Raw genomic sequence first — 26,488 nt, 5'->3', positions numbered from 1 at the left:
TTCTTAACTCTGGGGCTGGTTAAAAGGGCCGGGACAGAATGTCAGTAAACTCTGTCCTCCGGCCTTCGGGCCAACCCGTAAATGCGATTTATTTTTCTAACTGCTGGATAGCAATGCGGCGGCTTTCGTCCATCATCGTGGCTTTAGCACGGATGCGGGCTTCCAGCTGATCGATCATGTCGTTGTTATCAAGACGTTCACGCAAGCGCACGCCGTCTTCATATAAGCCACTTTTCTTGTTGCTACCGGTGACGCCAAGGGTGGAAACCAGCGCTTCACCCGGGCCATTCACCACACAGCCAATAATGGAAATATCCATCGGCGTCACAATATCTTCCAGCCGTTGCTCTAGCTCATTCACCGTGCCAATCACATCAAATTCCTGACGTGAACAGGTTGGGCAGGCAATAAAGTTAATACCGCGTGAGCGAATGCGCAGGGATTTAAGGATATCGAACCCGACTTTCACTTCTTCCACCGGATCGGCGGCTAATGAGATGCGCAGCGTATCGCCAATGCCTTCAGAGAGCAGCAAGCCAAGACCGATGGCGGATTTCACTGAGCCAGCACGCATGCCACCGGCTTCGGTGATGCCAAGGTGCAGTGGCTGATCGATCTGCTTAGCCAGCAAACGGTAAGACTCAACGGCCAAAAACACGTCGGAGGCTTTTACGCTGACTTTAAACTGATCGAAGTTCAGGCGATCCAGATGATCGACATGACGCATGGCAGATTCCAGCAGGGCCTGTGGCGTAGGTTCGCCATACTTTTCCTGCAGGTCTTTTTCCAGCGAGCCGGCGTTCACGCCGATGCGGATAGGGATGTTGTAGTGACGCGCGCAGTCCACAACCTGGCGGATACGCTCATCATTGCCGATGTTACCTGGGTTGATGCGCAGGCAGTCAACGCCGTATTCGGCAACCTTAAGGGCAATGCGATAGTCGAAATGGATGTCAGCAACCAGCGGGACATTGACCTGCTGCTTGATCAGGCGAAAAGCCTCTGCGGCGTCCATGGTAGGAACAGAAACGCGAACAATGTCGACACCGACACGCTCAAGCGCTTTGATTTGATTGACCGTCGCGGCCACATCGGTGGTTCGCGTGTTGGTCATGGACTGAACGGCTATTGGTGCGCCATCGCCCACTGGCACCTTGCCGACGTAAATGCGCGTAGATTTGCGACGGATAATGGGTGCTGCGTTATGCATAGTCTTCTTTCTCCACAATTACTCGCGATCAGAAAGATGCGTTATTGCGCACCGACTGTCAGGCGAGCAACCTGGTTGGTACGGATGAAACGACTCAGATCGACCGGCTGGCCCTGATACTGGATCTGAACGGCGCCCGGCGCACCAATCTTCAGACGATATGGCGCTTTACCGGCGAGGCTGAGTTTACCACCACTACGCTGCATTCCGCTGAACAGTTTTTTCCCTGTTGCATCGGCGACTTCCAGCCAGCAGTCTTTATCGAAGCTCATCACCAGCGCATTGCCGTCGGCAGCTGGCGCGCTAACGCCTGCAGATCCGGTTGGCATCTGGCTGTTGGCCGTGTTGTCCACTGGCGCCTGAGAAGGCGAAACGGCAACAGGCTGTGAAGAAGCCGCGGCATTGTTTGCCGGGGCCTGAGTTGCAGCAGGTGCGCTGGCTGCTGCTGGCGCCGAAGCTGATGGCGTCTGGGCTGAGGCGTCAGCAGGAACACTTTGTGCGGCCGAGTTATCGGCCGGCGTGTTGTCATTGCTGTTGTCACCCAGCGGGATCGACTGGCTATTATCGCCACTGGTTCCCGCGTTCTGATCGGCCATCGACACCAGATCGTCCTGAGCAGCCTTGTGGTTTTGCCACCACCAGGCGCCGGTCAATCCGACGACAACAAACAGGACCAGCCAGGTGAAAATCATCAACCAGCCATCGCGTTTTTTGCGACGTTTGCCCAAAGAAAAACTCTGCATCGGCTCCACTTTGGCAGCGCGAACAGGTGAATGCTTAGCCATCATCGGCAGCAGTTCATCTTCAGGTACGTGTACCAGACGGGCATAAGAACGGATATATCCCCGCAGGAAGGTCGACGCCAGATCGGCAGGCGACTTATCCTCTTCAAGATCACGGACGGTGGAAAGTTTCAGGCAAAGGCGTTCAGCAACGTTCTGCTGAGTCAGTCCCATTTGCTCACGGGCACTGCGCAGGCGCTGGCCTGTTGAATTTACTGCTGAGTTATCTTGAGTGGCTTCAGTATTCATTAGCTAAATAATGCAGGTGCTGTATCGATTGTGGAAAATTTCGCGCCAACTGCGCCCCGGCAAGCTTTACGCCTTCGGGTTGCTGCGCCAGCGCGGCGAAGCGAATCTCTAACCACAAGCTCTCAGCCGAGGCTGAAAAGTTGCGTTGATAAACATCTAAAAGGAGCCGCGATACCTCGCGCTCATTCTTTCCAAATCGCCTTTCGGCTTCTGCCAGCAGAGCCTTTCCCTTGTCGACAGCGTTTTGTGTTGCCTCAACCAATGCTGTCCGTGCCCTATCCTGTTCCCCCGAAAGGAGGTAACAGTAACCGGCATTTTCCCGCGCATCGGCAAGCACGCCGTTTTCAGGTAATTCAGCGGCTTTGCTGAACTGCTGCTGAGCCGCATCATACTGCCCTAAACTACAGAGAAACGCACCGTAATTATTGATTACATCACGGTTTTGTCCTGCCAGCAGCAGAGCCTTCTGATAATGCTCGCTGGCGGCAACCGGGTTATCCGATCGCTGGTAAAAACGCGCTATCGCCAGCTGAACACGATAATCCGTCGGTGCAAGCACCACGGCCTGATGCAGATTGCGTCCGGCAGCAGATAAATTATCGCGGGCCAGATAATCCAGCCCCAATTGTAGTCGGGTCTGCAGCAGTTCATTGCGTTGCGATGACGAGTGGCAGCCTGCTACCAGCAACAGTGCCAACCAGAACGGGAATCCTTTACCCATGCAACCTCCTGATTTGAGTTAAGCGTATGGTACGCTTTTCACATCAGGGCGGACAGCACGGGTCACTGCAAACGTTCAGGTTTCAGAGCGCTTTCACAGAAATCGCTTCACCGGCCATTTTTTTACGCAAGGTACGCTTGGTACGGTCAATCACTTCCCCGGCCAACTGTCCGCAGGCCGCATCGATATCATCACCGCGCGTCTTACGCACAATAGTGGTAAATCCGTAATCCATCAACACTTTAGAAAAACGATCGATGCGACTGTTCGAACTGCGACCATAAGGAGCGCCCGGGAAGGGGTTCCATGGGATCAGGTTGATTTTGCATGGGGTGTTTTTCAGCAATGCCGCCAGTTCGTGTGCGTTATCGGTGCTGTCATTCACATGATCCAGCATCACGTACTCAATGGTCACACGGCCCTGATTGGCATTGGACTTAGCAATGTAACGGCTCACCGAGGCTAAAAACGTCTCGATATTGTACTTTTTGTTAACCGGCACAATTTCGTCACGAATTGTGTCGTTCGGCGCATGCAGGGAGATCGCCAGCGCCACGTCAATCATGTCGCCCAGCTTATCCAGTGCGGGAACAACGCCTGATGTGGACAGGGTTACGCGACGCTTGGACAGACCGAAACCAAAGTCATCCAGCATGATTTCCATCGCCGGAACAACGTTGTTCAGGTTAAGCAGCGGCTCGCCCATGCCCATCATTACCACGTTGGTAATCGGGCGCGTACCGGTGATTTTAGAGGCACCGATAATTTTTGCTGCACGCCATACCTGGCCGATAATTTCAGACACGCGCAGGTTACGGTTGAAGCCTTGCTGCGCCGTCGAGCAGAATTTGCATTCCAGCGCGCAGCCCACCTGGGAAGAGACGCACAGGGTGGCGCGGTCTTTCTCCGGAATGTACACGGTTTCGACCTGCTGACCGCCAACGGTGATCGCCCATTTGATGGTGCCATCGGTCGAGCGCTGCTCGGTTGCGACTTCAGGTGCGCGGATTTCAGCAACTTCTTTCAGCCGGTTGCGGAAAACCTTGTTGATGTCGGTCATCTCGTCGAAATCATCACAGCAGTAGTGATACATCCACTTCATCACCTGATCGGCGCGGAACGGCTTTTCGCCCATGCTGGCAAAAAACTCGCGCATTTGCTGACGATTCAGATCGAGCAGGTTGATTTTTTCTGTTTTTGGCGTGGCAATGACAGGAGATTCGGACGACGGACTCACAATTAGTTCAGACATAATATTCTCTGGCCTCGTTATTACACGTTATGGCTCTGGGGGAATGGAAGGTAAAGTAATGCGCCCCTGACAGCCAGGCTGGTCAGGGGCGCATTATCATACAAGCGTGTAGCGACAGGTTAAAGCGCGTCTGCAAAATAAATTGTAAACGCCCGCCGCTATTCGCCCTGGAGTAACGATCTTAGCGGGTGCGCGGGCAAACTTCACCTTCGCCGAAGAAATAGGCGATTTCACGGGCAGCAGATTCAGCAGAGTCAGAACCGTGGGTTGCGTTCTCGGTGAAGCTGTCAGCGTAATCTGCACGCAGAGTACCCGCCAGTGCGTTAGCTGGGTTAGTAGCGCCCATCAGGTCACGGTGACGCTGAACGGCGTTTTCACCTTCCAGCACAGAAACAACAACCGGACCTGAAGTCATGAACTCTACCAGACCGTCGAAGAACGGTTTGCCCTGGTGTTCAGCGTAGAAACCTTCAGCCTGCTCTTTGCTCAGGTGCAGCATTTTGCTGCCAACGATTTTGAAGCCAGCGCTTTCAAAACGGTTGAAGATGGCACCAATAACGTTTTTTGCCACCGCGTTCGGCTTAACGATAGAAAAAGTACGTTCGATAGTCATATGGACCCCTGTTTGATGTCGAGTTTGGCCGGTGAAAAGGCTCCCCGGCCTGGAAAATGGCGCCGATTATAGGGGGCATCGCCGCCCTTGCCTATCGGAGATTCAACAATTTAATAAAAAAATGCGATCTATAAACCCACAAATGTTTAGCGGTTTTATCGCATTCAAGCGGAATCACTCCACAGTAAAAGTTGCCGAGGCGACTTGTCCACCCTCATCCAGCACCGTTAGCTGGTAACTGCCGGCTTTACCTAATGACAAATTTACGGTGTCTTGCCGGTTTGGGCGCGTAAGCGCGCGGCCGTCCAGGAACCACCAGCGTTGATTTCCGCGGCCTCCCTGCGACGTGACGTTCACGTCCAGCTGACTTTTACCCGGCAGACGATGCAACAGCTGACCACTGCGAACGCCCGTTAAAATCAGAGGAACCGCACTGCCGTTATCCAGTGGCGGACAGCGGGGATCCACGGCGGGCAACCGCTGTTGCCGTCGCTCAGACACCGGCAGCCAGGGTTCCAGCGGTAATGGCCACAACACCACATTTTCACCCTTCGCCTGCGGGCAATCCGCTGCCACGCGCAAGCCTGCAGCATTTATCCATACCGGCTGTTGCAGCCCTGCCAGATTTTCCTGTCCTTGCGCCAGTAAAGTGGGCGGTGTCGTCCCTTCCAGAATCCAGCTTTGCTTACGCTGCCGGCAATTGCCGTCGCCTTCAGGTAATGCCAGCCCACCCGGCCAACATAACGATCCGGCGGAGACCGTCGCAGGACGCGGATCGACAGGTAACCAGTTACCGCGAAAACCGGGTGAGGTCATCAGCAAATTATTAATTTGATTTAACACCGGTACGGCGCTGGCAAAGCCAAACTGCCCGGCAACCGGTGTTCCATCCGGGCGGCCAACCCACACGCCAATCAGGTAACGAGGATTGACGCCGATGGCCCAGGCATCCCGATAGCCGTAACTGGTCCCGGTCTTTACCGCCAGCGGGACAACGCCCGGTAACAGGCTGTCTGCTAAGGGTTTGACCTCCCCGGCAAGGATCCGCCTGACGATCCATGCTGAGCCAGGTGAAAGTAATGGCCTTTCCACCAGCGGTTGTTCCGGCATAAAGCGTAATCCTGCCGCCAGCCCGTTACGGGCAAAGGCGCTGTAGGCCGCAACAATCTGATCCATTCGCGCGCCGGTCCCCCCTAAAACTAAGGACAGGTTTGGCTCCGCTGCCGGCGGGAAACGCAGCGTGAGGCCCACATTGCGCAAGCTGGCAGCCAGAAACTTCGGCCCGACCGCCTCCAGCAGCTGCACCGCAGGCAAGTTCAGCGAACGGGTCAAAGCTTCGCTGGCGCTAACGGCACCGTGAAATCCGGTATCAAAATTACCCGGTCGGTAATCACCAAAACGGCGTGGGACATCCTGCAACAGCGATTCCGCGGCAATCAGCCCCTGATCCAGCCCCATGCCATAGACGAAAGGCTTCAGAACCGACCCCGGCGATCGGATGCTGCTGATCATATCCACATGGCCGAAGCGGCTGTCATCGTCCAGATCGACCGAGCCCAGATAGGCCCGCACTTTCATCGTGGCATGATCGACCACCAGGACTGCCATGGAGGTGCGCGGCGGTAGCTGGCTTTTCCAGCCTGACGTCAGCGCCTCGATCTGCCGCTGCAGTGCGGCATCGACAGTTGAGACGATCTTTTGCTGACTGGACATCGCCACTAAACGGCGGGACAGCAACGGGGCCAGCTGTGGCATCTGCCTTGGCGCCAGCCAGACAGGCTCCGGATAAATCTCCTCAACCTGCTCTTTCGGCCAGACATGCAGAGCGACCATTCTTTCCAGCACTTTATTTCGCGCGGCCTGAGCCCGCTCTGGCCAGCGATCGGGCCTCAACCAGCTCGGCGCCTGTGGCAATACCGCCAGCAATGCGGCTTCGCTTTTGGTTAGCTGCGAGGGAGGCTTGCCAAGCCAGGTCCAGCTTGCTGCGCCGACGCCTTCTACCGTGCCACCAAAAGGCGCACGGTTGAGATACAGCGTCAGAATGTCACGCTTGGACAGATGCCATTCCAGCTGCATGGCACGCCATGCCTGCCAGAGCTTGCCGGTAAAGGTTCTCGGGTGGGGGTCAATCAGTCGGGCAACCTGCATCGTTAGCGTGCTGCCGCCTGAAACGATCTCACCTCCGCTCAGATCCTGCCAGGCAGCCCGGATAACCGAAAAGGGATTAATACCCGGGTGATACCAGAACCAGCGGTCTTCATAGGTGAGTAACGCTTGCAGGTAATCAGGGGAAACGTCTTCTGGCGTAACGGGATAACGCCAAACGCCCTGGGCATCAGCAAAGCGCCACAGCGGCGTGCCATCTTCCGCTACAACCACTCGCGCTGGCTGCAGCTCCTTCAGCGGCAACGGCCACAATCGATCCGCCAGTACAAGCAGCAGCACAATGGCAATCGGCACCATCAACCAGCGGGTATAGCGTAATAGCTTATTCATTGTTTAGCGGTGCCCGGCGTTAAGCCAGGCACCTGCAACTCAGTGAATCGTCAGGCTGTCTGGCGTAGTTCCCAGCGCCCGCCATTGTGGGACATACATCGATTCCACCTGGGGCGGCGGCATCAGGTACTGACCCGGCGTCACCGCCCTTGCCAGATAAAGTAGGGTAACCGGGCGATAGCCATCCACATCCACCGCGGCAACAAAGCGATCGTCACGGAACTCGATGTGTTTGATATTGGCCTGCTGCATATCCCCCATCAACTCCTGCACATCGGCGGCGCTCTCCTGCAGGCTGGCGCTGCTGTTCGCCAGGTTCTGGTTTTCCAGCTCAAGTCCCGCCGGCAGAAGATCGACCACCAGCGCATCTGGCACCCGACGATCCGCCCAGACCTTCAGGTTGACCAGCAGCAAATCACCGCTCTTCAGGTTTTCCAGTGAGATCTCCTTGCCCTGAAGATCAAGATAACGTCGGGTGACATTCAGCACACTGTTGAAAGGCGCCGGCTTAGCCGTTGGGTAGCCAACCACATCCAGTCGACTGTAAATGGCATCCGCAGAAGCGTTTTGCAACTGAACCCCTTCCGCCAGCTCTGGGAAGTTTAATGGCGTGGTCACCGGTCCTTTACCATTGAGGGAACTGCCGTTCAGCGTGGCCTGCCAGGCTGAACCTGAGGCATCGGTCAGCGCCCTGCCCACCAGGAACAGGGCATTATTTTCCTGGGTAGAGAGCCAGCGCTTACCATTCAAGTTCTGCGTCAACGTAAGCAGTAAGCTGTCCTGCGCCTGTGGCAGCAGCTTATTCTCTGACAACAACACGTAGATCATGGCTTGATCGCGGATATCGCTGCCGTAATCGCCCAGCCAGCTCTCTTTCTGGCTGCGCTGCGTCGCCAGCCCGAGGGCCAGGGCTTGCTCAGAACGCGGCCGATCGCCCATTAATTTCAATGCAACGCCCAGTTGGACCAGCGACAGCCCGGTTTTCGCCTGACCTTGTTTATCGAAAAGGGCCCGCAGTGCGCCCAGTGGCGCTTTTTGCTGACGCGCAAGGACCAGCGCAGCATATGCCTGAACGCTAAAGCGGGAGGCAAAGCTATCCTGGCTGTAGTAAACCTCGATTTGAGTAGGATCCTGCAGATAGCGCAGCAGGCGCTGGTCTGCATTTTCAATCACTGATTTTTCCACGCCATAGCCCATCTCGTTAGCCCGCACGAGGAAATCAGTCACGTAGGCCGTCAGCCAAAACTCTTCCGGACTCTCTTTGCTCCACAAGCCAAAGCCGCCGTTTGCACGCTGCATTCCCGCCAGACGGTCAATGCCCAGATCGATGGAGGCCCGACGCGCTTCATCAGTGCTGGTCTTGATCCCCAGCGCCTTCAACTGCAATTGATTGGTAAACAGTGAAGGATAGAGTCCGCTGGTTGTCTGCTCCAGACAGCCGTACGGGTAGGCGTAGAGTTCGGCAATATAGCGGGCGATATTCAGCGGAGGTTTATTGCTTAACACCAGCTGTCCCTGCAGGGTTTCCGTTGCCAGACCGGTCAGCGCATCTGCCGGCAAGGCCCAGGGCTCACCCGCATGCAGCACGCTGCTAAAGCTGCGTGCCACGCCCGGCCAGGCGGGACGAACGCCAATTTTCCATTGTTGTTTCATCGGTTTGAACGCTTCCCCTGGCAACGACAGGCCGGTAATTTCCGTACTGACGTCGCCATCTCCAAATCCTGCTGAGGCGGTGACGGGCAGGAACAGCGTTTTGCGTTCTCCTGCTTTCAGGATCACTGATTGCGTCTGCGGATCATCCAGCTTAAGCAAACCACCCGCACTGAACGCGATTTGCAGCGTTTGCGGCTGTGGGGTCAGGTTAGTCAGGTCCATCGCCAGCCTGGCGCGGTCGCCACCCGCCATAAAGCGCGGCGTCGCCAGTTCACTGACTAACGGTGCCGCGACAACCACTTTCTTCTCTGCTGAACCAAAGTCGCTATCGCTCCAGGCCTGCGCCATTACGCGCAGTTCACCGTTGAACTCCGGTATTGGCAGCTCAAGCGTGCCCTCGCCATTGGCATCGAGCGTAACGGCCTGCAGCTGTTGGGCCACAATATTGACGTGAGTGACCGGTTTCTGCCCGCCAAGGGCTAACGGATCTTCGTCATCGCCGTCACCACCGAAGCGCAGAGCCGCCAGGCGACCGCTGCCTTCAATCAACTGACCGTAAACATCATATTGATCGGCGTTGTACCGTTTGCGGCCAAAGAAGGCTTCCCACGGATCCGGCGTTTTGTAATCGGTAATGCTTAAGACACCGCTATCAACGGCTGACAGCAGCACGGTGATTTTTTGCGTTACCGGTCCCTGCGAAACGCCCGCTTTCACCTTCACTTTCAGCGTCTGCTGCGGGCGAATTTTCTCTGCGGCATCCAGGCTGAGGGACAAACGTCGGTTCTCTTGCGCCAGTGGAAGATGCAGTAAGCCTACCGCGCGTTTTGGCGTGCTTCCCTGGGTTTTATCCCCAGGGCGGATCACTAGCGCGCTGAGGTACAGGTCATGGCGTTTCCAGGCGTTATCAACCGGCACGTCAACATCAACGCCACCGGCAGGGACGGTGATCTCCTGCCACCACAGTGGACCGTTACTGGACTCCACCATCAGATAGCCTTTACCCGCAGCCGGAGATTCAACGCGCACTTTTGCTTTCTCACCCGGTTTATAAGCCGGTTTATCGAGCGTTAACTTGACCTGATCCGGCCGCAGCGCCCCGGAACCCTCGGTATTATCCTGCCAGCTGTAGCCCGCCCAGAAGCGCACGCTGCTGAGCACATTATTCTCCGGGTCACGCACTTCAAGACGATAGGATCCCCAGTCCACAGGATATTCGACACGCGTGCTACCGTCAGCGGCAATGGTGACGTTATGTTCATCTTCAACCAGATCTTTCTGATCGAAGCGGGACTGCCAGCCTTCGCCGTCCGAGAAGCTCCAGTAATAATCGCGGCGTTCATGGATCAAACGGACAGTCAACTCCTGGGCAGCCAGCTTCTGGCCGCGACTGTTGGCATACACCAAATCAAAGGCGGCGGTACTGCCCTCTTCCACCATGGGCTGGCTGTGATAACTGTCGCTGCGATAATCGTAAACGTCCTTATTACCAAATAAAGGCCGGATACCGGGTAAAACCTCCGCCGGCCAAATTGCCTGAGCAGCACGCCGCGTTACCGGTCGGCCGCCCGCCTCCAGCAGGCTGGCTTGCAGGATAACGGTCAGCGGTGAATGTGCCTCTTTCCAGCTCGATTCGGCCACTACATTGCTGTTGCCCTCAGCGTCCAGCTTGAGGTCAACTTCATCAAGCGTGCGTTTCAGGTCGGATTCAGTGATGTCGCCAAACTGATAGCCTGGCAGGCTGGCCACAGCATCCCTCAACGGGCGCAGGAACAGTTGACCCTGCAGAGTGTTTCCGGCAGCCGGCGCACCATACAGATAACGGCCATTCACCTGGAAGGCAGCATCCTCCTCCATAGACTGCGGAAGTGGGCTGCTTTTCAGGGTCAATGCCATGCGCTCTGGCATAAAGTCTTCTACGTTAAATGCCCAGCTTCGTTTGCGGTTATCGCCGGTATTCAGACGGAATGACCATTTGCCGGTGGTGGCCGACTCCGGCAAGGTGAAACGATATTGATAGAGGCCATTTTCTGGCTGCCAGACTAACGTGCGGGCAACTTCGCCATCCGGCTTAACTACTTCCAGCGTGACCGGCTGAGGAGGCAAAGGTTGACCATCGGCATCACGCATCAGCGCATTGATCACCACCGTCTCACCCGGGCGATACAGGTCGCGTGGGCCAAAGATAAAGATCTGCTTGTCGTACCCTTCCGGACCAGCCACCGCGAATTCCGCCAGATCCAATGCCGGACGCGTCAGATCCAACAGCGTGGTTTGCTCCCCCAGCTTTGCCAGCACGATTTTGGCTTTCAGGAAGCGGGCAAATTCCGCATGGCCCTGCGCATCCGCAGTCGCTTCGGCCAGAACCTGCCCTTTGTCGTCCAACAGTGAAAGCTGAGCACCGGGCAGAGCCGCTCCGCTTTCCAGGCTCTGGCTGAACAACGCCAGCGTTTGTGGGAACTGATGCAAAGACAGGCCGATATCGCTCAGCGTGAAGAGCGTGGCGGGGTTGCTGTAGTTGTAGGAACCGGCCTGCTTCATCACCGCCAGATACACGCCAGGCTGTTTTAGCGCGTCAATGTTGCTGAGCGGCAGCAGCATTTTTTCGCGGGTATTGCGCTGCGGATTGAGATCAAAACGGCCGGTGTAGACCAGGTCGGCTTTGGTCAGCACATCCTGTGACTGCCAGCTGGAAAGCGTGGTGCCATATTGCCAGGACGCCAGAAAAGAAGGCAGTGAAGCCGGTTTTACCCGGAAGAAATCGACATCGATGCTGTTAATGTTGAGCGCCAGAACCGGCAGACCCTGCGTAACTTTGGTCGGCAGAAGTGAACCGCGGCTGGCAAAGCCCACCATCGGCTGCACGTCACGCGTGGCTATTTTTTGCTGGAAGGCCTGCTCAAGGACAGCGCCATTGGCGGCTTTTATCCCGCTATCTACCGAAACGGTCAGCTCACGCGCCGGTTCAAGATGGCGGAAACGCAGTTCTTTACGCGAGGGTGAAAGCTCCCATCCGCCTTCGACCGCACCGGTTTTAGTGTCGATCAGATGTAACTGGCTGGCATAGTTTTGCCGATCGTCGAGCGGGATCGAAAACGTCAGTACCAGCGTAGCGGAGCCATCCAGCTGCACTTCGGAAGCATCAATAAGCGTTAAGGGTTTACCGGTATCACGTTTTGCTTCAGCCGCCCTCTGCGCATCGCTTAATAACGGCGCTTTGCTGGCTGGTGCCTTATCTGATGCACTCTGGCTGGCCGGTGTCGACGAAGTTTCTTCTTTTTGATCGCAGCCACCTAACAGCAGCAGCGAGAGAAAAGCCGCAACACATAATCCATTCCGTTTAACGTTCATCATGACTCCATGGCCAGCACCCCATAATTGAGGTGCACAGTATGACCTCAGCAGGGGCAAAAAAAAGCCTGTTTTTTCACTTTTAGCAACATTTCGCAAAGTTATTCACGGCCAGTTTGCCAACGACATCAGAATTGCGCGCTGCATTCAGATTCTTACGTAATATCATTCTGATAGTGCGGAACATCTTGTGGTGAAAGAACAGCGCGGTACACTGGAACTATCGTTACTTCATGTCCCAATGCGAGGCCGCTATGACATCCTCTTTTTTTGTTACCGCCGACTGGCTGGCAGAACACCTTTCGGATCCCGATCTGCAAATCGTAGACGCACGCATGTTGCCTCCGGGTATGGAAAACCAGCGGGACATTAAGGCTGAATATCTGGCAAAGCACCTGCCTGCCGCGCCGTTCTTTGATATCGAAGCCCTGTCGGATCACACCAGCCCTTACCCGCATATGTTGCCAAGGGCGGAAGCCTTTGCCGTGGCGATGCGTGAGCTGGGGGTCAACAGCGATAAACACCTGGTGGTTTACGATGAGGGCAACCTGTTCTCTGCTCCGCGCGCCTGGTGGATGCTGCGCGAGTTCGGCGTGGCGAAGGTGTCGATTCTGGCCGGCGGATTAAAAGGCTGGGAAGAGGCCGGTTATGCGCTGGAAAGCGGTGCGGTTGGCCTACCCGAAGCGGAATTTGACGCCCGCTTTGACAGCAAACTGGTGAAACGCCTGACCGACGTGTTGTTGATCAGTCATGAAGGCGGCGCGCAAATTGTGGACGCGCGAGCAGCTAACCGTTTCAGAGGCGAAGTGGATGAACCCCGTCCCGGCCTGCACCGTGGACGCATTCCTAACAGCCTGAATGTGCCGTGGAATTCGTTGGTCGAAGACGGTCAGTTGAAGTCGCCAAAGGCGCTGGAAGAGATTTTCAGCCAGCAAGGCGTCGATCTCACCCAGCCGATCGTCACCAGCTGTGGCTCCGGCGTGACGGCGGTGGTGGTCATTCTGGCGTTGACCACGCTGGGCGTCGAAAACGTTACGCTGTATGACGGCTCCTGGGGAGAATGGGGAAGCCGTGACGATCTGCCCATCGCCGTTGGCTGATTAACCAAGATAAAAAAGGCGGGTCAACTAAGCTGACCCGCCTTTTTTCACCTTATGCCGACTTGACGACCTTATGCCGGCTTATTGTTCGCCTTAAACTGACGCAGGAAGCTGCCCCACTTACGTTCATAAAATGGGGTGATATGGGCGGTAAAGAAGTGGCTGATGCCTTTATCGTTTTCCACCACTTCACAAATATCCACCGGCTCATCTTCCAACAGCGTATCCGTTGCCACGCTGCCCGCCGCCTGAATAATCGCCTCGATATCGCTGTCCGCTTCAATCCCAATCAACAGATTAGGCCGATCCTCTGCCGCTTCTTTGATATGCGCCACATAAGCCCGACGAACCTGCTTATATTTCGCAAACAGCTGGGTCAGGGAATCAATCATCTGCGCCGGCGGTTCAGCAATCTCAGACAGTAACAGCGAGGTTCCCCCCTCCAGCACGGTTTGCTGGCTAAGCGCATTCGCGCCTTCGCCCAACAGGCTGGTGATTTCGCGTGGGGAGAACTCTTTGCCTGTCGGCAGCTTAGGGTTGAGAAACAGCGTTTCTCCCACCGTCATTTCAAACAGGGTGCGTACCGGCATCACCAGGAATGGCTGCTCTTCGGTGACCGCCTGCTCCATCGCTTCTACCGAGGTAAAGAAGGGAATGATGCTGGTGCCGTCGTCTTTTTCCCAGTGCTGCAGGTCCACCTGAGATTCAGCGGTGACGGCCTGTTCCTCCGGGCTTTCACCTGGCACCCAGACGCTGGCGTCCATCAGCAGAGCAAAAAATTCAGGGCGATGAGCAGGCTCAGTCGCGGCCAGTTTTAGCACCTCTTCAAGGCGCTGATTGGTTTCATTCATCGGTTCGATCCAGGCTTATTTCAGCAGCATATTGGCGACGGTACGCACGCCTAAGCCCGTCGCACCGGCAGACCACTGATCGACCGCACCTTTACGGTAGGTGGCTGAACAGTCGATATGCAGCCAGCCCTGCTGATAATTCTTCACAAAATGCGACAGGAAGGCAGCCGCAGAGCTGGCACCGGCAGTGTGTGAAGGCGCAGCAATGTTGTTCAGATCGGCAAAGTTGGATGGCAGGTGGCCACGATGGAATTCAGCCAGCGGCAAGCGCCAGAACGGCTCGTTCTCATCCGTTGCACTGCCAAGCAGTGACTGAGCCAACCGATCGTCAAAGCTGAACAGCGCGTGGTAATCATTACCTAAAGCGGTTTTCGCCGCGCCAGTCAGGGTAGCGGCATCAATCAACAGCTCAGGGTTTTGCTCACTGGCATCAATCAGGCCATCAGCCAGCACCAGGCGCCCTTCTGCATCGGTATTCATCACTTCAACGGTTTTGCCGTTACGGTAAGTGATGATATCGCCCAGACGGAAAGCGTTGCCGCTAACCATATTGTCGGCACAGCAAAGATAGAGTTTGACGCGTTTGGCCAGCCCACGGCTGATGGCCAGCGCCAGAGAACCGGTCAGCGTCGCTGCGCCGCCCATATCTGACTTCATTGAGTCCATTGAACCGCTAGGCTTCAGGCTGTAGCCGCCGGTATCAAAGGTGATGCCCTTACCCACCAGGCAGGCAAACACCGGTGCGTTCTCATCGCCCGTTGGATTGTAATCCAGCGCCAAAAACGCCGGGCTGCGGGTCGAGCCGCGACCGACGGTGTGCAGGCCCATATAGCCCTGCTTGCGCAGATCTTCGCCTTTGGTGATGCGGTAGCTGACCTTGTCGCTGCCTGCGCCACACAGCAGATCGACGGCACGCTGAGCCAGTTGCTCAGGGCTAAGGTCTTCTGCAGGCAGGTTGATGGTGTCGCGCACCCAGTTGATGATCTTCATGCGGCTGTCGAATTCGGCACGGTCGCTGTCATTCAGCGTCGCCCACTCAACGGTGCGCTGACCTTTCGGCCCACGATAACCCTGCCAGAATGCCCAGCTCTTTTCCAAATCCCAGTCGCCACTCAGGCTGACATGACGGATGCCCTGCGCATCAATTTTACGCGCTGCGCGCTGGATAGTTGCCAGCGCATCGCTGCCGGTCAGATGAATGGTCATCCCGCTGTCATTGCTGGTCAGGGTCGCTTTTTCGCCCCAACGTGCATCCGCCGCTGCCGTTGACAGTGTTATTTTCATTGGTGTGGTTGTCATCGCATGGCTCCTTCTAGAGTTTATTATTTGGTCCGTCCTTAAAAACGGTCGGTCACTACAATAAACCTTTATTTGCGTTCGTCTAATCAGACTTGCAGAAATGAGAGCAAACGGACTGAAAAAGTGTTCAGTCCGTTGGAGAGTCGTAGAGGGAAAGTACTGCTAATTCAACGAGAAGTCGTTGCTGTCTGGCTGTTAGCTTTGAAGGCTTTCCACTCGGGGGAGAGCTCGCGCAGGCGGCCAATCGACTTCTGCACCAGCTGAATCGCATAGTCGATCTCTTCTTCGGTGGTAAAACGGCCCAAAGAGAAACGCAGTGAACTGTGCGCCAGTTCATCATTCAGCCCCAATGCGCGAAGCACATAGGAAGGCTCAAGGCTGGCAGAGGTACAGGCAGAGCCTGACGACAACGCGAGATCTTTTAGCGTCATAATTAGCGACTCACCGTCGACATAATTAAAGCTGACGTTGAGGATATTCGGCGCACCCGCCGCCAAATCGCCATTCAGATAGACTTCCTCGATTTCACTGAAGCCCGACCAGAGTTTGTGGCGAAATGCGCTCAGGCGCGCCATTTCACCGGCCATCTCCTGCTTGGCGATACGGAACGCTTCGCCCATGCCGACAATTTGATGCACGGGAAGCGTTCCGGAACGCATACCGCGCTCATGACCGCCGCCGTGGATCTGCGCTTCCAGACGGATACGCGGTTTACGGCGAACATACAGACCGCCGATGCCTTTAGGGCCGTAAATTTTATGCGCAGAAAATGACATCAGATCGACGGGGATGTGGGTGACATCGACCGGTAATTTACCGACGCTTTGCGTCGCATCAACATGGAACAGAATACCGCGCGCCTGGCAAAGCTCAGAAATTTTGCCAATGTCCTGCACCACGCCCGTTTCGTTGTTCACGTGCATGATCGACACCAGGATCGTGTCATCGCGCATCACCGACTGCAGCAGATTCAGGTCGATCACCCCGTTGCTGCCAGGTGCCAGGTAAGTGACTTCGAACCCTTCACGCTCCAGCTGAATACAGGTGTCCAGCACCGCTTTATGCTCGGTCTGGCTGGTAATGATGTGCCTGCCCTTCTCCTGATAGAAGTGAGCAATGCCTTTGATCGCCAGATTATCGGATTCAGTCGCGCCGGAGGTGAAGACGATTTCGCGCGGATCGGCGCCAATTAATTCGGCCACCTGATTACGGGCGATATCCACCGCTTCTTCGGCTTGCCAGCCAAAACGGTGAGAACGGGATGCGGGATTACCAAAGGTGCCGTCGAGCGTCAGGCACTTGATCATTTTCTCGGCTACGCGAGGATCGGCAGGGGTGGTTGCAGCGTAATCAAGGTAAATCGGAACCTTCATTGCTTTTGAACTCCATACATCATGCTAAATGTAAGTCATTCAATGCGACCCGATGAGGTTATCACCCTGCCGCTACCGGCTGAAACTATCAGCCAGTGAACGACAGGAGACAGGTTCGCGTTAGCGACAATCAGGCACGCAGATTGACGTTAATGGTTTCATGCACGCGGCCAGTGGACACGCGCGCTTTTTCAGTATTGTTCTGACGGTCGGCCACTTCCAGGATTTCCTGATTGTTGACCAGCTCAGCCAGTGAAATGTTGTTCAGGAAGTCGCTGATACGCTCGCTCAGGTCACGCCACAGCACGTGAGTCAGGCAGCGTTCACCGCCCTGGCAGCCTTCTTTACCCTGACACTTAGTCGCATCAACGGATTCGTCAACCGCCGTAATCACCGCACCGACCGCGATCGCGTCAGCGCTTTTACCCAACAGGTAACCACCGCCTGGACCACGTACGCTAGCCACCAAGCCATTTTTGCGCAGGCGTGAGAACAGCTGCTCCAGATAAGACAGGGAGATGCCCTGGCGTTCTGAAATATCAGCTAACGGCACAGGCCCCTGATGGGAGTGAAGTGCAACGTCGAGCATAGCAGTAACGGCATAACGGCCTTTGGATGTCAGTCTCATGGCGTAAACGACCTCAGTAATTACCCTGGTTGGGTGTTAACAAAATATGCCTGAAGTCTGCCATTCCCGACTAAATTGGTCAAGTATTTAACCTAGTAAAACACTCAACTATTTAACCAACCGTTTTAGTCAACTATTACCCCCGCAAACCGGGGGGTAAAATAGTCTACTTATCGCCCTTTGGCTTTTGCAGCGAAGAGAGCATGCCGCGCAGAATATTGAGTTCATCGCGCTCCGGGCGGGCTCGGGTGAACAGGCGACGCATTTTACTCATCACCTGACCAGGGCTGCCTTCACGGATAAAGCCGCTGTGGGTCATCATCTGTTCCATATGCTGATAGAAGCGCTCAAGGTCATCCACCAGCGGATATGGCGACTCTTCGTACTCTGGCTGCGCGGTTTCCTGCGACTGTAAAAACGCCATACGCACTTCATAAGCGATGATCTGCACCGCCATCGCCAGGTTCAGCGAGCTGTATTCCGGGTTAGCGGCGATTGCCACGTGGTAATGACATTTCTGCAGCTCTTCGTTAGTCAGCCCCACGCGCTCGCGGCCAAAGACCAGCGCGACCGGCGCCTGCTGACCTTCCTGCACGCTTTTGATCCCGCATTCGCGCGGATCCAGCATCGGCCACGGCAGCGAACGGGAGCGGGCACTGGTGCCCACCACCAGACTACAGCCGGCCAGGGCTTCGTCGAGGGTGTCAACAATGTGGGCTTCGCCAATCACATCGCTGGCACCCGCCGCCAGGGCGATGGCCTGGGAGTCAGGTTTGACGAGAGGGTTAACCAGATAAAGGTTGGTCAGTCCCATGGTTTTCATCGCGCGGGCGACGGATCCCATGTTGCCGGTATGAGAGGTTTCAACCAGCACGATTCGGATGTTTTGCAGCATAGGAGTTCAGGTCAGTGAGATAATTTGAGGATGCTATCATATTTTCAGGACATTTTACGATCTCCCTGCTATAATCCGCGCCGTTTTCCCGTTCTTTAACATCCAGTGAGAGATAACGATGCATCCAATGCTCAACATTGCCGTGCGCGCTGCGCGCAAGGCCGGAAATTTAATCGTCAAGAATTACGAAACCCCGGACGCTGTCGAAGCGAGCCAGAAAGGCACCAACGACTTCGTTACCAATGTTGATCGCGACGCTGAGCGCCTGATTATTGAGGTGATTCGCAAGTCCTATCCGAAGCACACCATTATTACCGAAGAGAGTGGTGAATTAGCCGGTGAAGACGAGGATGTACAATGGGTTATCGATCCACTGGATGGCACCACCAACTACATCAAACGCCTTCCTCATTTCTCTGTTTCTATCGCCGTGCGCATTAAAGGCCGCACTGAAGTCGCCGTCGTTTACGATCCAATGCGCAATGAGCTGTTCAGCGCCGTTCGTGGACAGGGCGCGCAGTTAAACGGTTACCGCCTGCGCGGCAGCACCGCTCGTGACCTGGATGGCACCATCCTGGCGACCGGCTTCCCGTTCAAGCTGAAGCAGCACGCCACGCCTTACATCAACATCGTAGGTAAGCTGTTCACCCAGTGTGCTGATTTCCGTCGTAGCGGTTCCGCTGCACTGGATCTGGCCTACGTGGCGGCTGGCCGTGTTGACGGTTACTTTGAAATTGGCCTGAAGCCATGGGATTTCGCGGCCGGTGAACTGCTGGTGCGTGAAGCAGGCGGCCTGGTGACTGACTTTGTTGGTGCACACGGTTACCTGACTTCCGGCAACATCGTTGCGGGCAACCCACGCGTAGTTAAAGCCATGCTGGCTAACATGCGTGAGGAACTGAGCGAAGCGCTGAAGCGCTAGGTTCCCGGTCGGGACCGTTCAGTGACAAAAAGGCGGAGCTCAGCTCCGCCTTTTTTGCTTTCAGATTAACCTAAAAACATTGGTCTTATGCCGCCGGACATCGCCGGCGTGGCGCTAAGCCACAGCATGATGCCGACCGCGACCAGCAGCACGCCTCCCACCAACGACAATCCTGACCAGCCAACTTTTTGCCAGCCCGCAGGAGAGGCGCCACGGCTGAGTTTTAGCGCCAGCGCTCTGGAAACCTGCACCAGCAAGGCCATCGCCGAAACGGTTAACGCCGTGCCCACCGCCATCGCCAATGCCGACAATACGCCCCAGCCATAAACACCGATCACTTTTGAAAACAGCAGCATCATGATCGCCCCTGAACAAGGGCGCAGTCCCATCGAAAGCACCACGATCGCTTTGGTTTTGCCATTGACCGCTTTCTCCAGCATCTGGCTGTCCGGCACATGCTGATGCCCGCAACCGCAGCTATCGCTGTGTTGATGCCCCACCGGCACGATGCGTTGAATCTTCATCGCTGGCAAGGGCCGTAAGGCTTGCCAGATTTTACGCAGCGCGCGCCAGCACAGCCAGAGGCCCAGTCCGGCGACCATCAGATAACTGCCCTTCTCCAGCCAGTAACTGCTGAGATGGAGCTGGCGGGATGAGAGGCCGAGCACTACCAGCATCACGGTGACCAGCAGGATGGCCACCCCGCCCTGAACCACCGCCGCCGCCAGCGTAAGCTGCAAACTGGTTTTGACTTTTGTCGGATGCGTGGCAAGAAACGTCGCGATCACCACCTTGCCATGCCCCGGCCCCAGCGCATGCAGCACGCCATACAGCAGGCTGAATCCCATCAGCGCCAACCCCGCCTGATGCGGATGGCTGGCCACCTGCTGCAGCAATGCGGTCATCTGTTGATGCAGCGTTTTCTGCCACAGAATGCTTTGCAACAGGATCTGCGGCCAGTGTTGCCAGACAGTGAAACCTGCGGCAATAAACAGCAGCAGCAAAACACAAAGCGGCCAGGCCTGCAGCCAGCCACGCGACGGCCGGGTCGTTATGGCATTTACTGACATGTCAGGGTCACCGTCTGCGCGAACTGTTGCCCCAAATCCATGTCCTCAGGCGGCGCGTCGGCTTTATCCAGCGACAGCGCATAGGCCTGCATCGACGCATCCGGTTTCGGCGTTTTCAGGGTGAAGGTACAGCGCTGCGCCAGCTCAGGGGGAATGTGCAGGGACTTTTCGGAATCGTAATACATATCAACGAAGTAACTCGGGTCAAAGGTGGTAAAAACATACGTCTGGCCTGCCAGCGGCTGCGGTTCGCCCAGCGGTAAAACATAGTCCAGCACCGCCTTGTTCCCCTGCCTGGAAAGATGGTATTCCGGCGGTAAGTTATCGAACTTGACCGGTTTACCCTGATGCCAGAACTCACTGAAATAATGCTGTCCGAGCACGTTGGCCATCACCTCTGCCGCCAGCTTTTTCCAGACCACCGAATCGGGTTTGGCCTTGCCGGCGTCGTACAGCAGATCGGCCGAGGTAATCTCATCCATCACCCAATGCATCTTCAGGCCAGTGATCTTATCGTCCTGATGCAGCAACGTTGCCTGCATATCAATAAAGCTGTGCGGATGCGCCCACGCGTGCGGTGCCAGACACAGGCATAATGCCCCGATTAGCCGCCCAACAATAATGTTATAGTGTAACAATTTCAATTCCCTCTGCTGTTCAGGCAAAAATTCTGTGACCTGCCTAGAAAGCTATAAATAAAACTGGCCGCCCCACGCTGCCACCGGCAGCAATCACGCTATGCTTAGCGATGTTACTTTTCACTGGGATTGCCGACGATGAGTTTACCCTCACCCGAGCCTTCAGCTTTTTCCAGTCCGCAGCGTCATTGTCATCTGCTTTTATTGCTTTATCTCCCTGAACTTCCCGTAACTCTTGAGGTGATGAGTCAGATTAACGGGGTGGATCGGTCGGTTACCCGGCAAGATATAGCGGAGGTCGAAGCAGAAATCCAGCGCTATCACCGCCTCGCCTTGCATCGGGATACCGCGGGGAAGTGGCAGATAAGCGGTGCGGAACTGGACCAGCGGCTGTGTCTGTTTCACTGGTTGCGTCGGGCATTGCGGCTGACACCGGATTTTGTACAGCAACATTTTGCTCCACAGGTCAAGCAGCAGCTCAGACTCAAGCAGATCGAGAAGGCGCTTTATGATGAGCGAAACCTTCTGGCGCTGGTGCAACATTGCGGCCAGAAGCTCGCACGCCAGTTCACCGAGCGGGATCGCCAATTCTTGCAACTGCTGATGCAGCATTCGCTGTGCCGGCAATCACGCACGGAATTCAATGACGCGCAGCGACGCTGGCTGGCGGCAAAAATTGAACATCAGGTGGCTGAGGAAGTGGTGCGTCACTGGCAGAAACGCTGCAAAACGGCCCCCGATGGCAGTGAAACGTGGCTGTTTGCCCTGCTGTTCAGTCAGATGCACGCACCCAGCGCCGATGATGCCCGCCATGATTACGAACACCAGCTGCTTGGTGCCGTGCGTCAGTTAATCGACCGCTTTCAACTGCTTTCGGGCATGCACTTCAGCGATGATAAAGGGCTGGCGGACCAGCTATATACTCATTTGGCCCAGGCGCTGGAGCGCTCGCTGTTTGGTGTCGGGATTGATAACAGTCTGACCGAAGAAGTGACCCGCCTTTATCCAAAGCTGTTGCGGACCACCCAGGCCGCGGTAGCTGAATTCGAGCAGCAGTATCAGCTGACCTTCTCGCAGGAAGAGATGGGGCTGATAGCGATTATTTTTGGTGCGTGGCTGATGCAGGAAAGTGCGTTGCAGGAAAAACAGGTGCTGCTGTTAACCGATAAAGATGCAGAGCTGGAGCGGGAAGTTGAGCAACAGGTCCGCGAGCTGACGCTGCTGCCACTGAATATCAAATACCTGGATGTGGCAGAGTATCAACGCAGCAGTGCGCCAAAGGGCATCGCACTGGTGATCACGCCTTACGCCACGCCGCTTCCCCTGTACTCACCGCCGTTGATTCATGCCGAGCTTCCGCTGCAACCGCATCAGCAACAGCGCATCCGGCAGCTGCTGGAGTCGTGATCAGGCGACCTTCGGTCGCAGGAAAAGCGCAGGTATCACCACCATCGCCATCACCCAGAAGACGCCACCGTGCAGATGCTGGAACAGCACGCCGCAGATCATCGTCATCACCGCAATACCGCCCCCCATCGCCAGCGCCGAATAGACCGACTGCAGGCGGATCACCTCTCCTCCCTCGCGCGTGGCAATAAAACGCATCGCCGCCAGATGACAAACGGTGAAGCTGCCGCAGTGCAGGATCTGCGCCACAATCAGCCAGGGTAATGCGGTGGTTGATGCCATCAGGCTCCAGCGCAGCAGCGCACAAATCCCTGACAGCAACAGCAGGTCGCGCGCGCCCCAGCGACGGAACAGTCGGTTGCTGGACGCAAAGACAATGATTTCAGCCACCACGCCCAGCGACCAGAGATAGCCGACGACGCTGGCTGAGTAGCCGGCTTCCTGCCACCAGATAGCGCTGAAGCCGTAATAGGCGGCATGCGCCCCCTGCATCAGCGTCACGCATAGCAGGAACCGCCAGACGGCATTTTCCTGCAGCAGTCGCTTCCAGTCAGCCCATCCGGCTTTTTCCGACTGCTTTGCATCGCCTAAAGGCAGCACGGATGGCCGTAACAGCATGCCAGCAAACATCGCGGCAACGCCGATACACAGCATCACCAGAATCGCCTGATAGGAGAAAGCATTGACCAGCACGCCGGTCAGCGCCGAGCTGATAACGAACGCCAGCGAGCCCCACAGGCGAACCGGGCCATAGGCCATTGAGATTTGCTTTTGCCAGGTCGCTGCCAGCGCATCACTGAGCGGAACCAGCGGCGAGAAGAACAGGTTGAAGCCAATCATCACCAGCAGCAGCCAGATCCACGAAGTGCTTATCCAGAAGCTGAGCACAAAGCATAACGCCAGCACCGCCAGCAGGCGAAGTGCGGTAATCAGTTGCGAAGGATTGGTGACTCTTGAGGCGATGATCAGGCTGCCGAGGAATCGGGCGATCATGCCGCAGCCGAGCAGCAGGCCAATTTTCTCTGGCTGCAGGCCAGAGTCTTTCAGCCACACTCCCCAGAAAGGAAGCCAGACGCCATAGGCAAAGAAGTACGTGAAATAGCCCAGACCGAGCCAGTAAGCTGAACGAATCGCCATGTTCCCTCCGACAAAAGTGCGCGCTACTTTCTCAGAGGTCAGGCCTAAGATCAATTAACGGGACAGTATTGTCCCGTTAATGTGTTCCGGATCCCCTTTCGCGAGGGAAAGGGGTAACGCAGTGTTATGCGTAAACCGGGAAGCGTGCGCAGATTTCCAGAACCTGCTTCTTCACGCGTTCCTGAGTGCCTTCATCCGCGACGTTGTCCAGAATGTCGCTGATCCAGCCAGCCAGCTCGCGGACGTCAGCTTCTTTGAAGCCACGACGGGTAACCGCAGGAGAACCAATACGAATACCTGAAGTCACAAACGGGCTCTTCGGATCGTTTGGTACGCTGTTTTTGTTAACGGTGATATTGGCGCGACCCAGCGCGGCGTCCGCTTCTTTACCGGTCAGGTTTTTATCAACCAGGTCCAACAAGAACAGGTGGTTATGCGTGCCACCAGAAACCACTTTGTAGCCACGCTCCAGGAACACCTCAACCATCGCTTTGGCATTTTTAGCCACCTGCTGCTGGTACACCTTGAACTCAGGCTCCATCGCTTCTTTCAGCGCGACCGCTTTACCAGCAATCACGTGCATCAGCGGGCCGCCCTGGCCGCCAGGGAAGACAGCAGAGTTCAGCTTCTTGTACAGGTCTTCGTCGCCGCCCTTCGCCAGGATCAGGCCGCCGCGCGGGCCCGCCAGGGTTTTGTGGGTGGTGGTGGTAACGATGTGCGCATGCGGGAGTGGGTTTGGATAAACGTCCGCTGCGATCAGACCGGCAACGTGCGCCATATCAACAAACAGCCAGGCACCGATGCTGTCAGCGATTTCACGCATTTTCGCCCAGTCGCACAGACCGGAGTACGCGGAGAAGCCACCGATGATCATTTTTGGCTTGTGCTTCTGTGCCTGCGCCGCCAGATCGTCGTAATCGATTTTGCCGGTTTCATCGATGCCATAAGGCACGACGTTATACAGCTTACCCGACAGGTTAACCGGCGAACCGTGAGTCAGGTGACCACCATGTGCCAGGTTCATCCCCAGAATGGTGTCGCCCGGCTGCAGCAGCGCGGTGTAGACGGCGAAGTTCGCCTGGGAACCTGAGTGTGGCTGCACGTTCGCATAATCGGCACCGAACAGCGCTTTCGCACGATCGATAGCCAGCTGCTCAACGATATCCACATACTCACAGCCACCGTAGTAGCGCTTGCCCGGATAGCCTTCGGCATATTTATTGGTCAGCTGAGAACCTTGCGCCTGCATAACACGCGGACTGGTGTAGTTTTCAGAAGCAATCAGTTCAATGTGCTCTTCCTGACGCACTTTTTCCTGCTCCATTGCCTGCCATAACTCGGCATCATAATCGGCAATATTCATATCACGCTTTAACATCCGCATCTCCTGACTCAGCTAACAAAATAATCGGTATCGATCGGCCCGTTTGGGCGAAGGCCAACAGTGTAAACTGTTTTACCTGCTTAGGGGTAGCCACAAAGCGCCCTTTTTACGCAAACGATTGGCTTCAGGACTGGCGAGGGTTGCTTAACCAAATGATGCCCCTGTCACTTAAAGGTGTGTTTGCGATACGTGTTTATAAATTATAAGATGCATCTAAAATACATGTTTAAGCCCTCAAGGGAGTTCACCTATGTTAGACGCGAAAACCATTGCCACTGTGAAAGCCACCATTCCTGCCCTGCTGGCGACCGGCCCGGCGTTGACCGCCCATTTCTATGACCGAATGTTTGCTCATAACCCCGAGCTGAAAGAGATTTTTAATATGAGCAATCAGCGCAACGGCAATCAGCGGGAAGCGCTGTTTAACGCCATCTGTGCTTATGCCAGCAATATTGAAAATCTGGCTGCCCTGCTGCCCGCCGTGGAAAAGATAGCGCAGAAGCACACCAGCTTCGCTATTCAGCCTGCTCAGTATCAGATTGTCGGCCAGCATCTGCTGGCAACCCTTGACGAAATGCTCAGTCCGGGCGACGAGGTGCTGGATGCCTGGGGCAAAGCCTATGGCGTACTGGCAGGCGTGTTTATTCAGCGGGAAGAACAGCTTTATCAGCAGGCCGAGGAAAAAGTGGGCGGCTGGCGTATGCCGAGGGCGTTTCGCATCAGCGCCATTGAGCCGCAAAGCGAGGTGATCAAAAGCTTTATTCTTAGCCCGACCGATGGTCAGCCGGTGGCGGATTATCAGGCGGGTCAATATCTTGGCGTCTGGCTGCGCGATAAGCGTTTTGCCAATCAGGAGATCCGCCAGTATTCACTGACCCGCGCGCCCAATGGCCGGGATTATCGCATTGCCGTGCGCCATGAACCAGGCGGCACGGTGTCTGGCTGGCTGCACCAGCATGCACAGGTCGGTGATGAGCTGAGACTGGCCGCACCGGCGGGTGATTTCTTCCTGGCCGTCTCTCCTGAGACACCGGTCACCCTGATCTCCGCCGGCGTCGGCCAGACGCCAATGCTGGCGATGCTGGATGTGCTGGCCTCTCAGCAGCATCCAGCCCGCGTGCAGTGGTTCCATGCCGCCGATAATGGCAACAGACATGCGTTTGGTGAGGAGGTGGCTTCTTCAGCACAACGCCTGCCCAACTTTTCACAACACCTGTGGTATCGCGATCCGCTGCCGCAGGATGCCGGACGTTTCGACAGCGTCGGCGTGATGAATTTACTGCCGCTGGAGAGCCAGCTTAGCGATCCGACAGGTCATTACTACCTTTGTGGGCCGACAGGCTTTATGCAGCAGGTGGCGCAACAGCTGGTGACGCTTAGCATTGACAGCGCCCGCATCCATTACGAAGTGTTTGGTCCGCACAAGGTGCTGTAATCGGTCAGCCAGAAACAACATC

General features: G+C 55.9%; 20 protein-coding genes. 4 read left to right on the top strand and 16 right to left on the bottom strand.

All coding sequences use genetic code 11. From position 1 onward, the window contains the following. Positions 1-88: 88 nt before the first annotated feature. From ispG to AC1UKS_RS05875, 7 genes are all read right to left on the bottom strand, one after another. The gene (gene ispG / locus AC1UKS_RS05905) at positions 89-1,210 is read right to left on the bottom strand and encodes a flavodoxin-dependent (E)-4-hydroxy-3-methylbut-2-enyl-diphosphate synthase (RefSeq protein WP_013203392.1); all 1,122 of its coding nucleotides are present in this window, start codon (positions 1,208-1,210) and stop codon (positions 89-91) included. 41 nt (positions 1,211-1,251) lie between these two features. After that, a complete protein-coding gene (gene rodZ, locus AC1UKS_RS05900; protein WP_265911261.1) occupies positions 1,252-2,241 on the bottom strand; it encodes a cytoskeleton protein RodZ in 990 nt (329 codons plus the stop codon). Next, complete coding sequence (gene pilW / locus AC1UKS_RS05895) at positions 2,231-2,962, bottom strand: type IV pilus biogenesis/stability protein PilW (protein WP_482436094.1); 732 nt, start codon at positions 2,960-2,962, stop codon at positions 2,231-2,233. The genes rodZ and pilW overlap by 11 nt, the downstream gene beginning before the upstream one ends. 82 nt (positions 2,963-3,044) lie before the next feature. Continuing rightward, positions 3,045-4,214: a dual-specificity RNA methyltransferase RlmN gene (gene rlmN / locus AC1UKS_RS05890; RefSeq protein WP_013203395.1), complete on the bottom strand. Its 1,170-nt coding sequence runs from the start codon at positions 4,212-4,214 to the stop codon at positions 3,045-3,047. 181 nt (positions 4,215-4,395) lie between these two features. Continuing rightward, the gene (gene ndk, locus AC1UKS_RS05885; protein WP_013203396.1) at positions 4,396-4,827 is read right to left on the bottom strand and encodes a nucleoside-diphosphate kinase; all 432 of its coding nucleotides are present in this window, start codon (positions 4,825-4,827) and stop codon (positions 4,396-4,398) included. 174 nt (positions 4,828-5,001) lie between these two features. Continuing rightward, positions 5,002-7,290, bottom strand: coding sequence for a peptidoglycan glycosyltransferase PbpC (gene pbpC / locus AC1UKS_RS05880; RefSeq protein ID WP_482436888.1), 2,289 nt, complete (start codon positions 7,288-7,290; stop codon positions 5,002-5,004). A gap of 72 nt (positions 7,291-7,362) precedes the next feature. Beyond that, positions 7,363-12,327 (bottom strand): alpha-2-macroglobulin family protein, encoded by a 4,965-nt coding sequence (locus tag AC1UKS_RS05875; protein WP_482436093.1) that lies wholly within the window; start codon positions 12,325-12,327, stop codon positions 7,363-7,365. Between the two features lie 254 nt (positions 12,328-12,581). Here AC1UKS_RS05875 and sseA point away from each other — a divergent pair, with 254 nt between their 5' ends. Beyond that, complete coding sequence (sseA, locus tag AC1UKS_RS05870) at positions 12,582-13,427, top strand: 3-mercaptopyruvate sulfurtransferase (protein ID WP_482436092.1); 846 nt, start codon at positions 12,582-12,584, stop codon at positions 13,425-13,427. Positions 13,428-13,498: 71 nt separating this feature from the next. On the opposite strand, the gene sseB is transcribed toward sseA, so the two are convergent. From sseB to trmJ, 5 genes are all read right to left on the bottom strand, one after another. Next, positions 13,499-14,278 (bottom strand): enhanced serine sensitivity protein SseB, encoded by a 780-nt coding sequence (sseB, locus tag AC1UKS_RS05865; protein WP_013203400.1) that lies wholly within the window; start codon positions 14,276-14,278, stop codon positions 13,499-13,501. A 15-nt stretch (positions 14,279-14,293) separates the two neighbouring features. Next, positions 14,294-15,577 (bottom strand): aminopeptidase PepB, encoded by a 1,284-nt coding sequence (gene pepB, locus AC1UKS_RS05860; RefSeq protein ID WP_346593916.1) that lies wholly within the window; start codon positions 15,575-15,577, stop codon positions 14,294-14,296. 167 nt (positions 15,578-15,744) lie between these two features. Continuing rightward, a complete protein-coding gene (locus AC1UKS_RS05855) occupies positions 15,745-16,950 on the bottom strand; it encodes an IscS subfamily cysteine desulfurase (RefSeq protein WP_482436091.1) in 1,206 nt (401 codons plus the stop codon). A gap of 130 nt (positions 16,951-17,080) precedes the next feature. After that, positions 17,081-17,578: a Fe-S cluster assembly transcriptional regulator IscR gene (iscR, locus tag AC1UKS_RS05850; protein WP_265911269.1), complete on the bottom strand. Its 498-nt coding sequence runs from the start codon at positions 17,576-17,578 to the stop codon at positions 17,081-17,083. A 166-nt stretch (positions 17,579-17,744) separates the two neighbouring features. After that, the gene (gene trmJ, locus AC1UKS_RS05845) at positions 17,745-18,473 is read right to left on the bottom strand and encodes a tRNA (cytosine(32)/uridine(32)-2'-O)-methyltransferase TrmJ (protein WP_265911270.1); all 729 of its coding nucleotides are present in this window, start codon (positions 18,471-18,473) and stop codon (positions 17,745-17,747) included. A gap of 118 nt (positions 18,474-18,591) precedes the next feature. Here trmJ and suhB point away from each other — a divergent pair, with 118 nt between their 5' ends. Beyond that, a complete protein-coding gene (gene suhB / locus AC1UKS_RS05840; protein ID WP_013203405.1) occupies positions 18,592-19,395 on the top strand; it encodes an inositol-1-monophosphatase in 804 nt (267 codons plus the stop codon). Between the two features lie 65 nt (positions 19,396-19,460). On the opposite strand, the gene AC1UKS_RS05835 is transcribed toward suhB, so the two are convergent. Both AC1UKS_RS05835 and AC1UKS_RS05830 read right to left on the bottom strand, forming a co-directional pair. Continuing rightward, the gene (locus AC1UKS_RS05835; RefSeq protein WP_482436090.1) at positions 19,461-20,465 is read right to left on the bottom strand and encodes a nickel/cobalt transporter; all 1,005 of its coding nucleotides are present in this window, start codon (positions 20,463-20,465) and stop codon (positions 19,461-19,463) included. Then, entirely contained in the window at positions 20,456-21,103 is a 648-nt protein-coding gene (locus tag AC1UKS_RS05830) for a DUF1007 family protein (RefSeq protein WP_410173068.1), read from the bottom strand. The genes AC1UKS_RS05835 and AC1UKS_RS05830 overlap by 10 nt, the downstream gene beginning before the upstream one ends. Positions 21,104-21,241: 138 nt before the next feature. Here AC1UKS_RS05830 and csiE point away from each other — a divergent pair, with 138 nt between their 5' ends. Then, positions 21,242-22,510 carry a stationary phase inducible protein CsiE gene (gene csiE, locus AC1UKS_RS05825; protein WP_482436089.1) on the top strand — a complete coding sequence of 423 codons (1,269 nt, stop codon included), beginning with the start codon at positions 21,242-21,244 and terminating at the stop codon, positions 22,508-22,510. Here csiE and AC1UKS_RS05820 read toward each other — a convergent pair whose 3' ends face one another. Together AC1UKS_RS05820 and glyA are read right to left on the bottom strand one after the other, a co-directional pair. After that, positions 22,511-23,647 (bottom strand): 3-phenylpropionate MFS transporter, encoded by a 1,137-nt coding sequence (locus AC1UKS_RS05820; RefSeq protein ID WP_265911273.1) that lies wholly within the window; start codon positions 23,645-23,647, stop codon positions 22,511-22,513. It abuts the gene before it with no gap. 124 nt (positions 23,648-23,771) lie between these two features. Continuing rightward, positions 23,772-25,025, bottom strand: a complete 1,254-nt coding sequence (gene glyA / locus AC1UKS_RS05815; protein ID WP_013203410.1) for a serine hydroxymethyltransferase — start codon at positions 25,023-25,025, stop codon at positions 23,772-23,774. A gap of 256 nt (positions 25,026-25,281) precedes the next feature. Between glyA and hmpA the strand changes: the two genes are divergently transcribed. Beyond that, entirely contained in the window at positions 25,282-26,466 is a 1,185-nt protein-coding gene (gene hmpA, locus AC1UKS_RS05810) for an NO-inducible flavohemoprotein (RefSeq protein WP_482436088.1), read from the top strand. Positions 26,467-26,488 lie beyond the last annotated feature (22 nt).

The sequence above is a fragment of the Erwinia sp. AK-PDG3-5 genome (assembly GCF_056821705.1).
Note: the sequence above shows the minus strand (reverse complement) of the source record. Positions and strands in the feature narration are given on the sequence as shown.

Coding starts and splice junctions, on each gene's coding strand:
- ispG (WP_013203392.1), bottom strand. CDS start 1,210: ATGCATAACGCAGCACCCATTATCCGTCGCAAATCTACGCGCATTTAC.
- rodZ (WP_265911261.1), bottom strand. CDS start 2,241: ATGAATACTGAAGCCACTCAAGATAACTCAGCAGTAAATTCAACAGGC.
- pilW (WP_482436094.1), bottom strand. CDS start 2,962: ATGGGTAAAGGATTCCCGTTCTGGTTGGCACTGTTGCTGGTAGCAGGC.
- rlmN (WP_013203395.1), bottom strand. CDS start 4,214: ATGTCTGAACTAATTGTGAGTCCGTCGTCCGAATCTCCTGTCATTGCC.
- ndk (WP_013203396.1), bottom strand. CDS start 4,827: ATGACTATCGAACGTACTTTTTCTATCGTTAAGCCGAACGCGGTGGCA.
- pbpC (WP_482436888.1), bottom strand. CDS start 7,290: ATGGTGCCGATTGCCATTGTGCTGCTGCTTGTACTGGCGGATCGATTG.
- AC1UKS_RS05875 (WP_482436093.1), bottom strand. CDS start 12,327: ATGAACGTTAAACGGAATGGATTATGTGTTGCGGCTTTTCTCTCGCTG.
- sseA (WP_482436092.1), top strand. CDS start 12,582: ATGACATCCTCTTTTTTTGTTACCGCCGACTGGCTGGCAGAACACCTT.
- sseB (WP_013203400.1), bottom strand. CDS start 14,278: ATGAATGAAACCAATCAGCGCCTTGAAGAGGTGCTAAAACTGGCCGCG.
- pepB (WP_346593916.1), bottom strand. CDS start 15,577: ATGACAACCACACCAATGAAAATAACACTGTCAACGGCAGCGGCGGAT.
- AC1UKS_RS05855 (WP_482436091.1), bottom strand. CDS start 16,950: ATGAAGGTTCCGATTTACCTTGATTACGCTGCAACCACCCCTGCCGAT.
- iscR (WP_265911269.1), bottom strand. CDS start 17,578: ATGAGACTGACATCCAAAGGCCGTTATGCCGTTACTGCTATGCTCGAC.
- trmJ (WP_265911270.1), bottom strand. CDS start 18,473: ATGCTGCAAAACATCCGAATCGTGCTGGTTGAAACCTCTCATACCGGC.
- suhB (WP_013203405.1), top strand. CDS start 18,592: ATGCATCCAATGCTCAACATTGCCGTGCGCGCTGCGCGCAAGGCCGGA.
- AC1UKS_RS05835 (WP_482436090.1), bottom strand. CDS start 20,465: ATGTCAGTAAATGCCATAACGACCCGGCCGTCGCGTGGCTGGCTGCAG.
- csiE (WP_482436089.1), top strand. CDS start 21,242: ATGAGTTTACCCTCACCCGAGCCTTCAGCTTTTTCCAGTCCGCAGCGT.
- AC1UKS_RS05820 (WP_265911273.1), bottom strand. CDS start 23,647: ATGGCGATTCGTTCAGCTTACTGGCTCGGTCTGGGCTATTTCACGTAC.
- glyA (WP_013203410.1), bottom strand. CDS start 25,025: ATGTTAAAGCGTGATATGAATATTGCCGATTATGATGCCGAGTTATGG.
- hmpA (WP_482436088.1), top strand. CDS start 25,282: ATGTTAGACGCGAAAACCATTGCCACTGTGAAAGCCACCATTCCTGCC.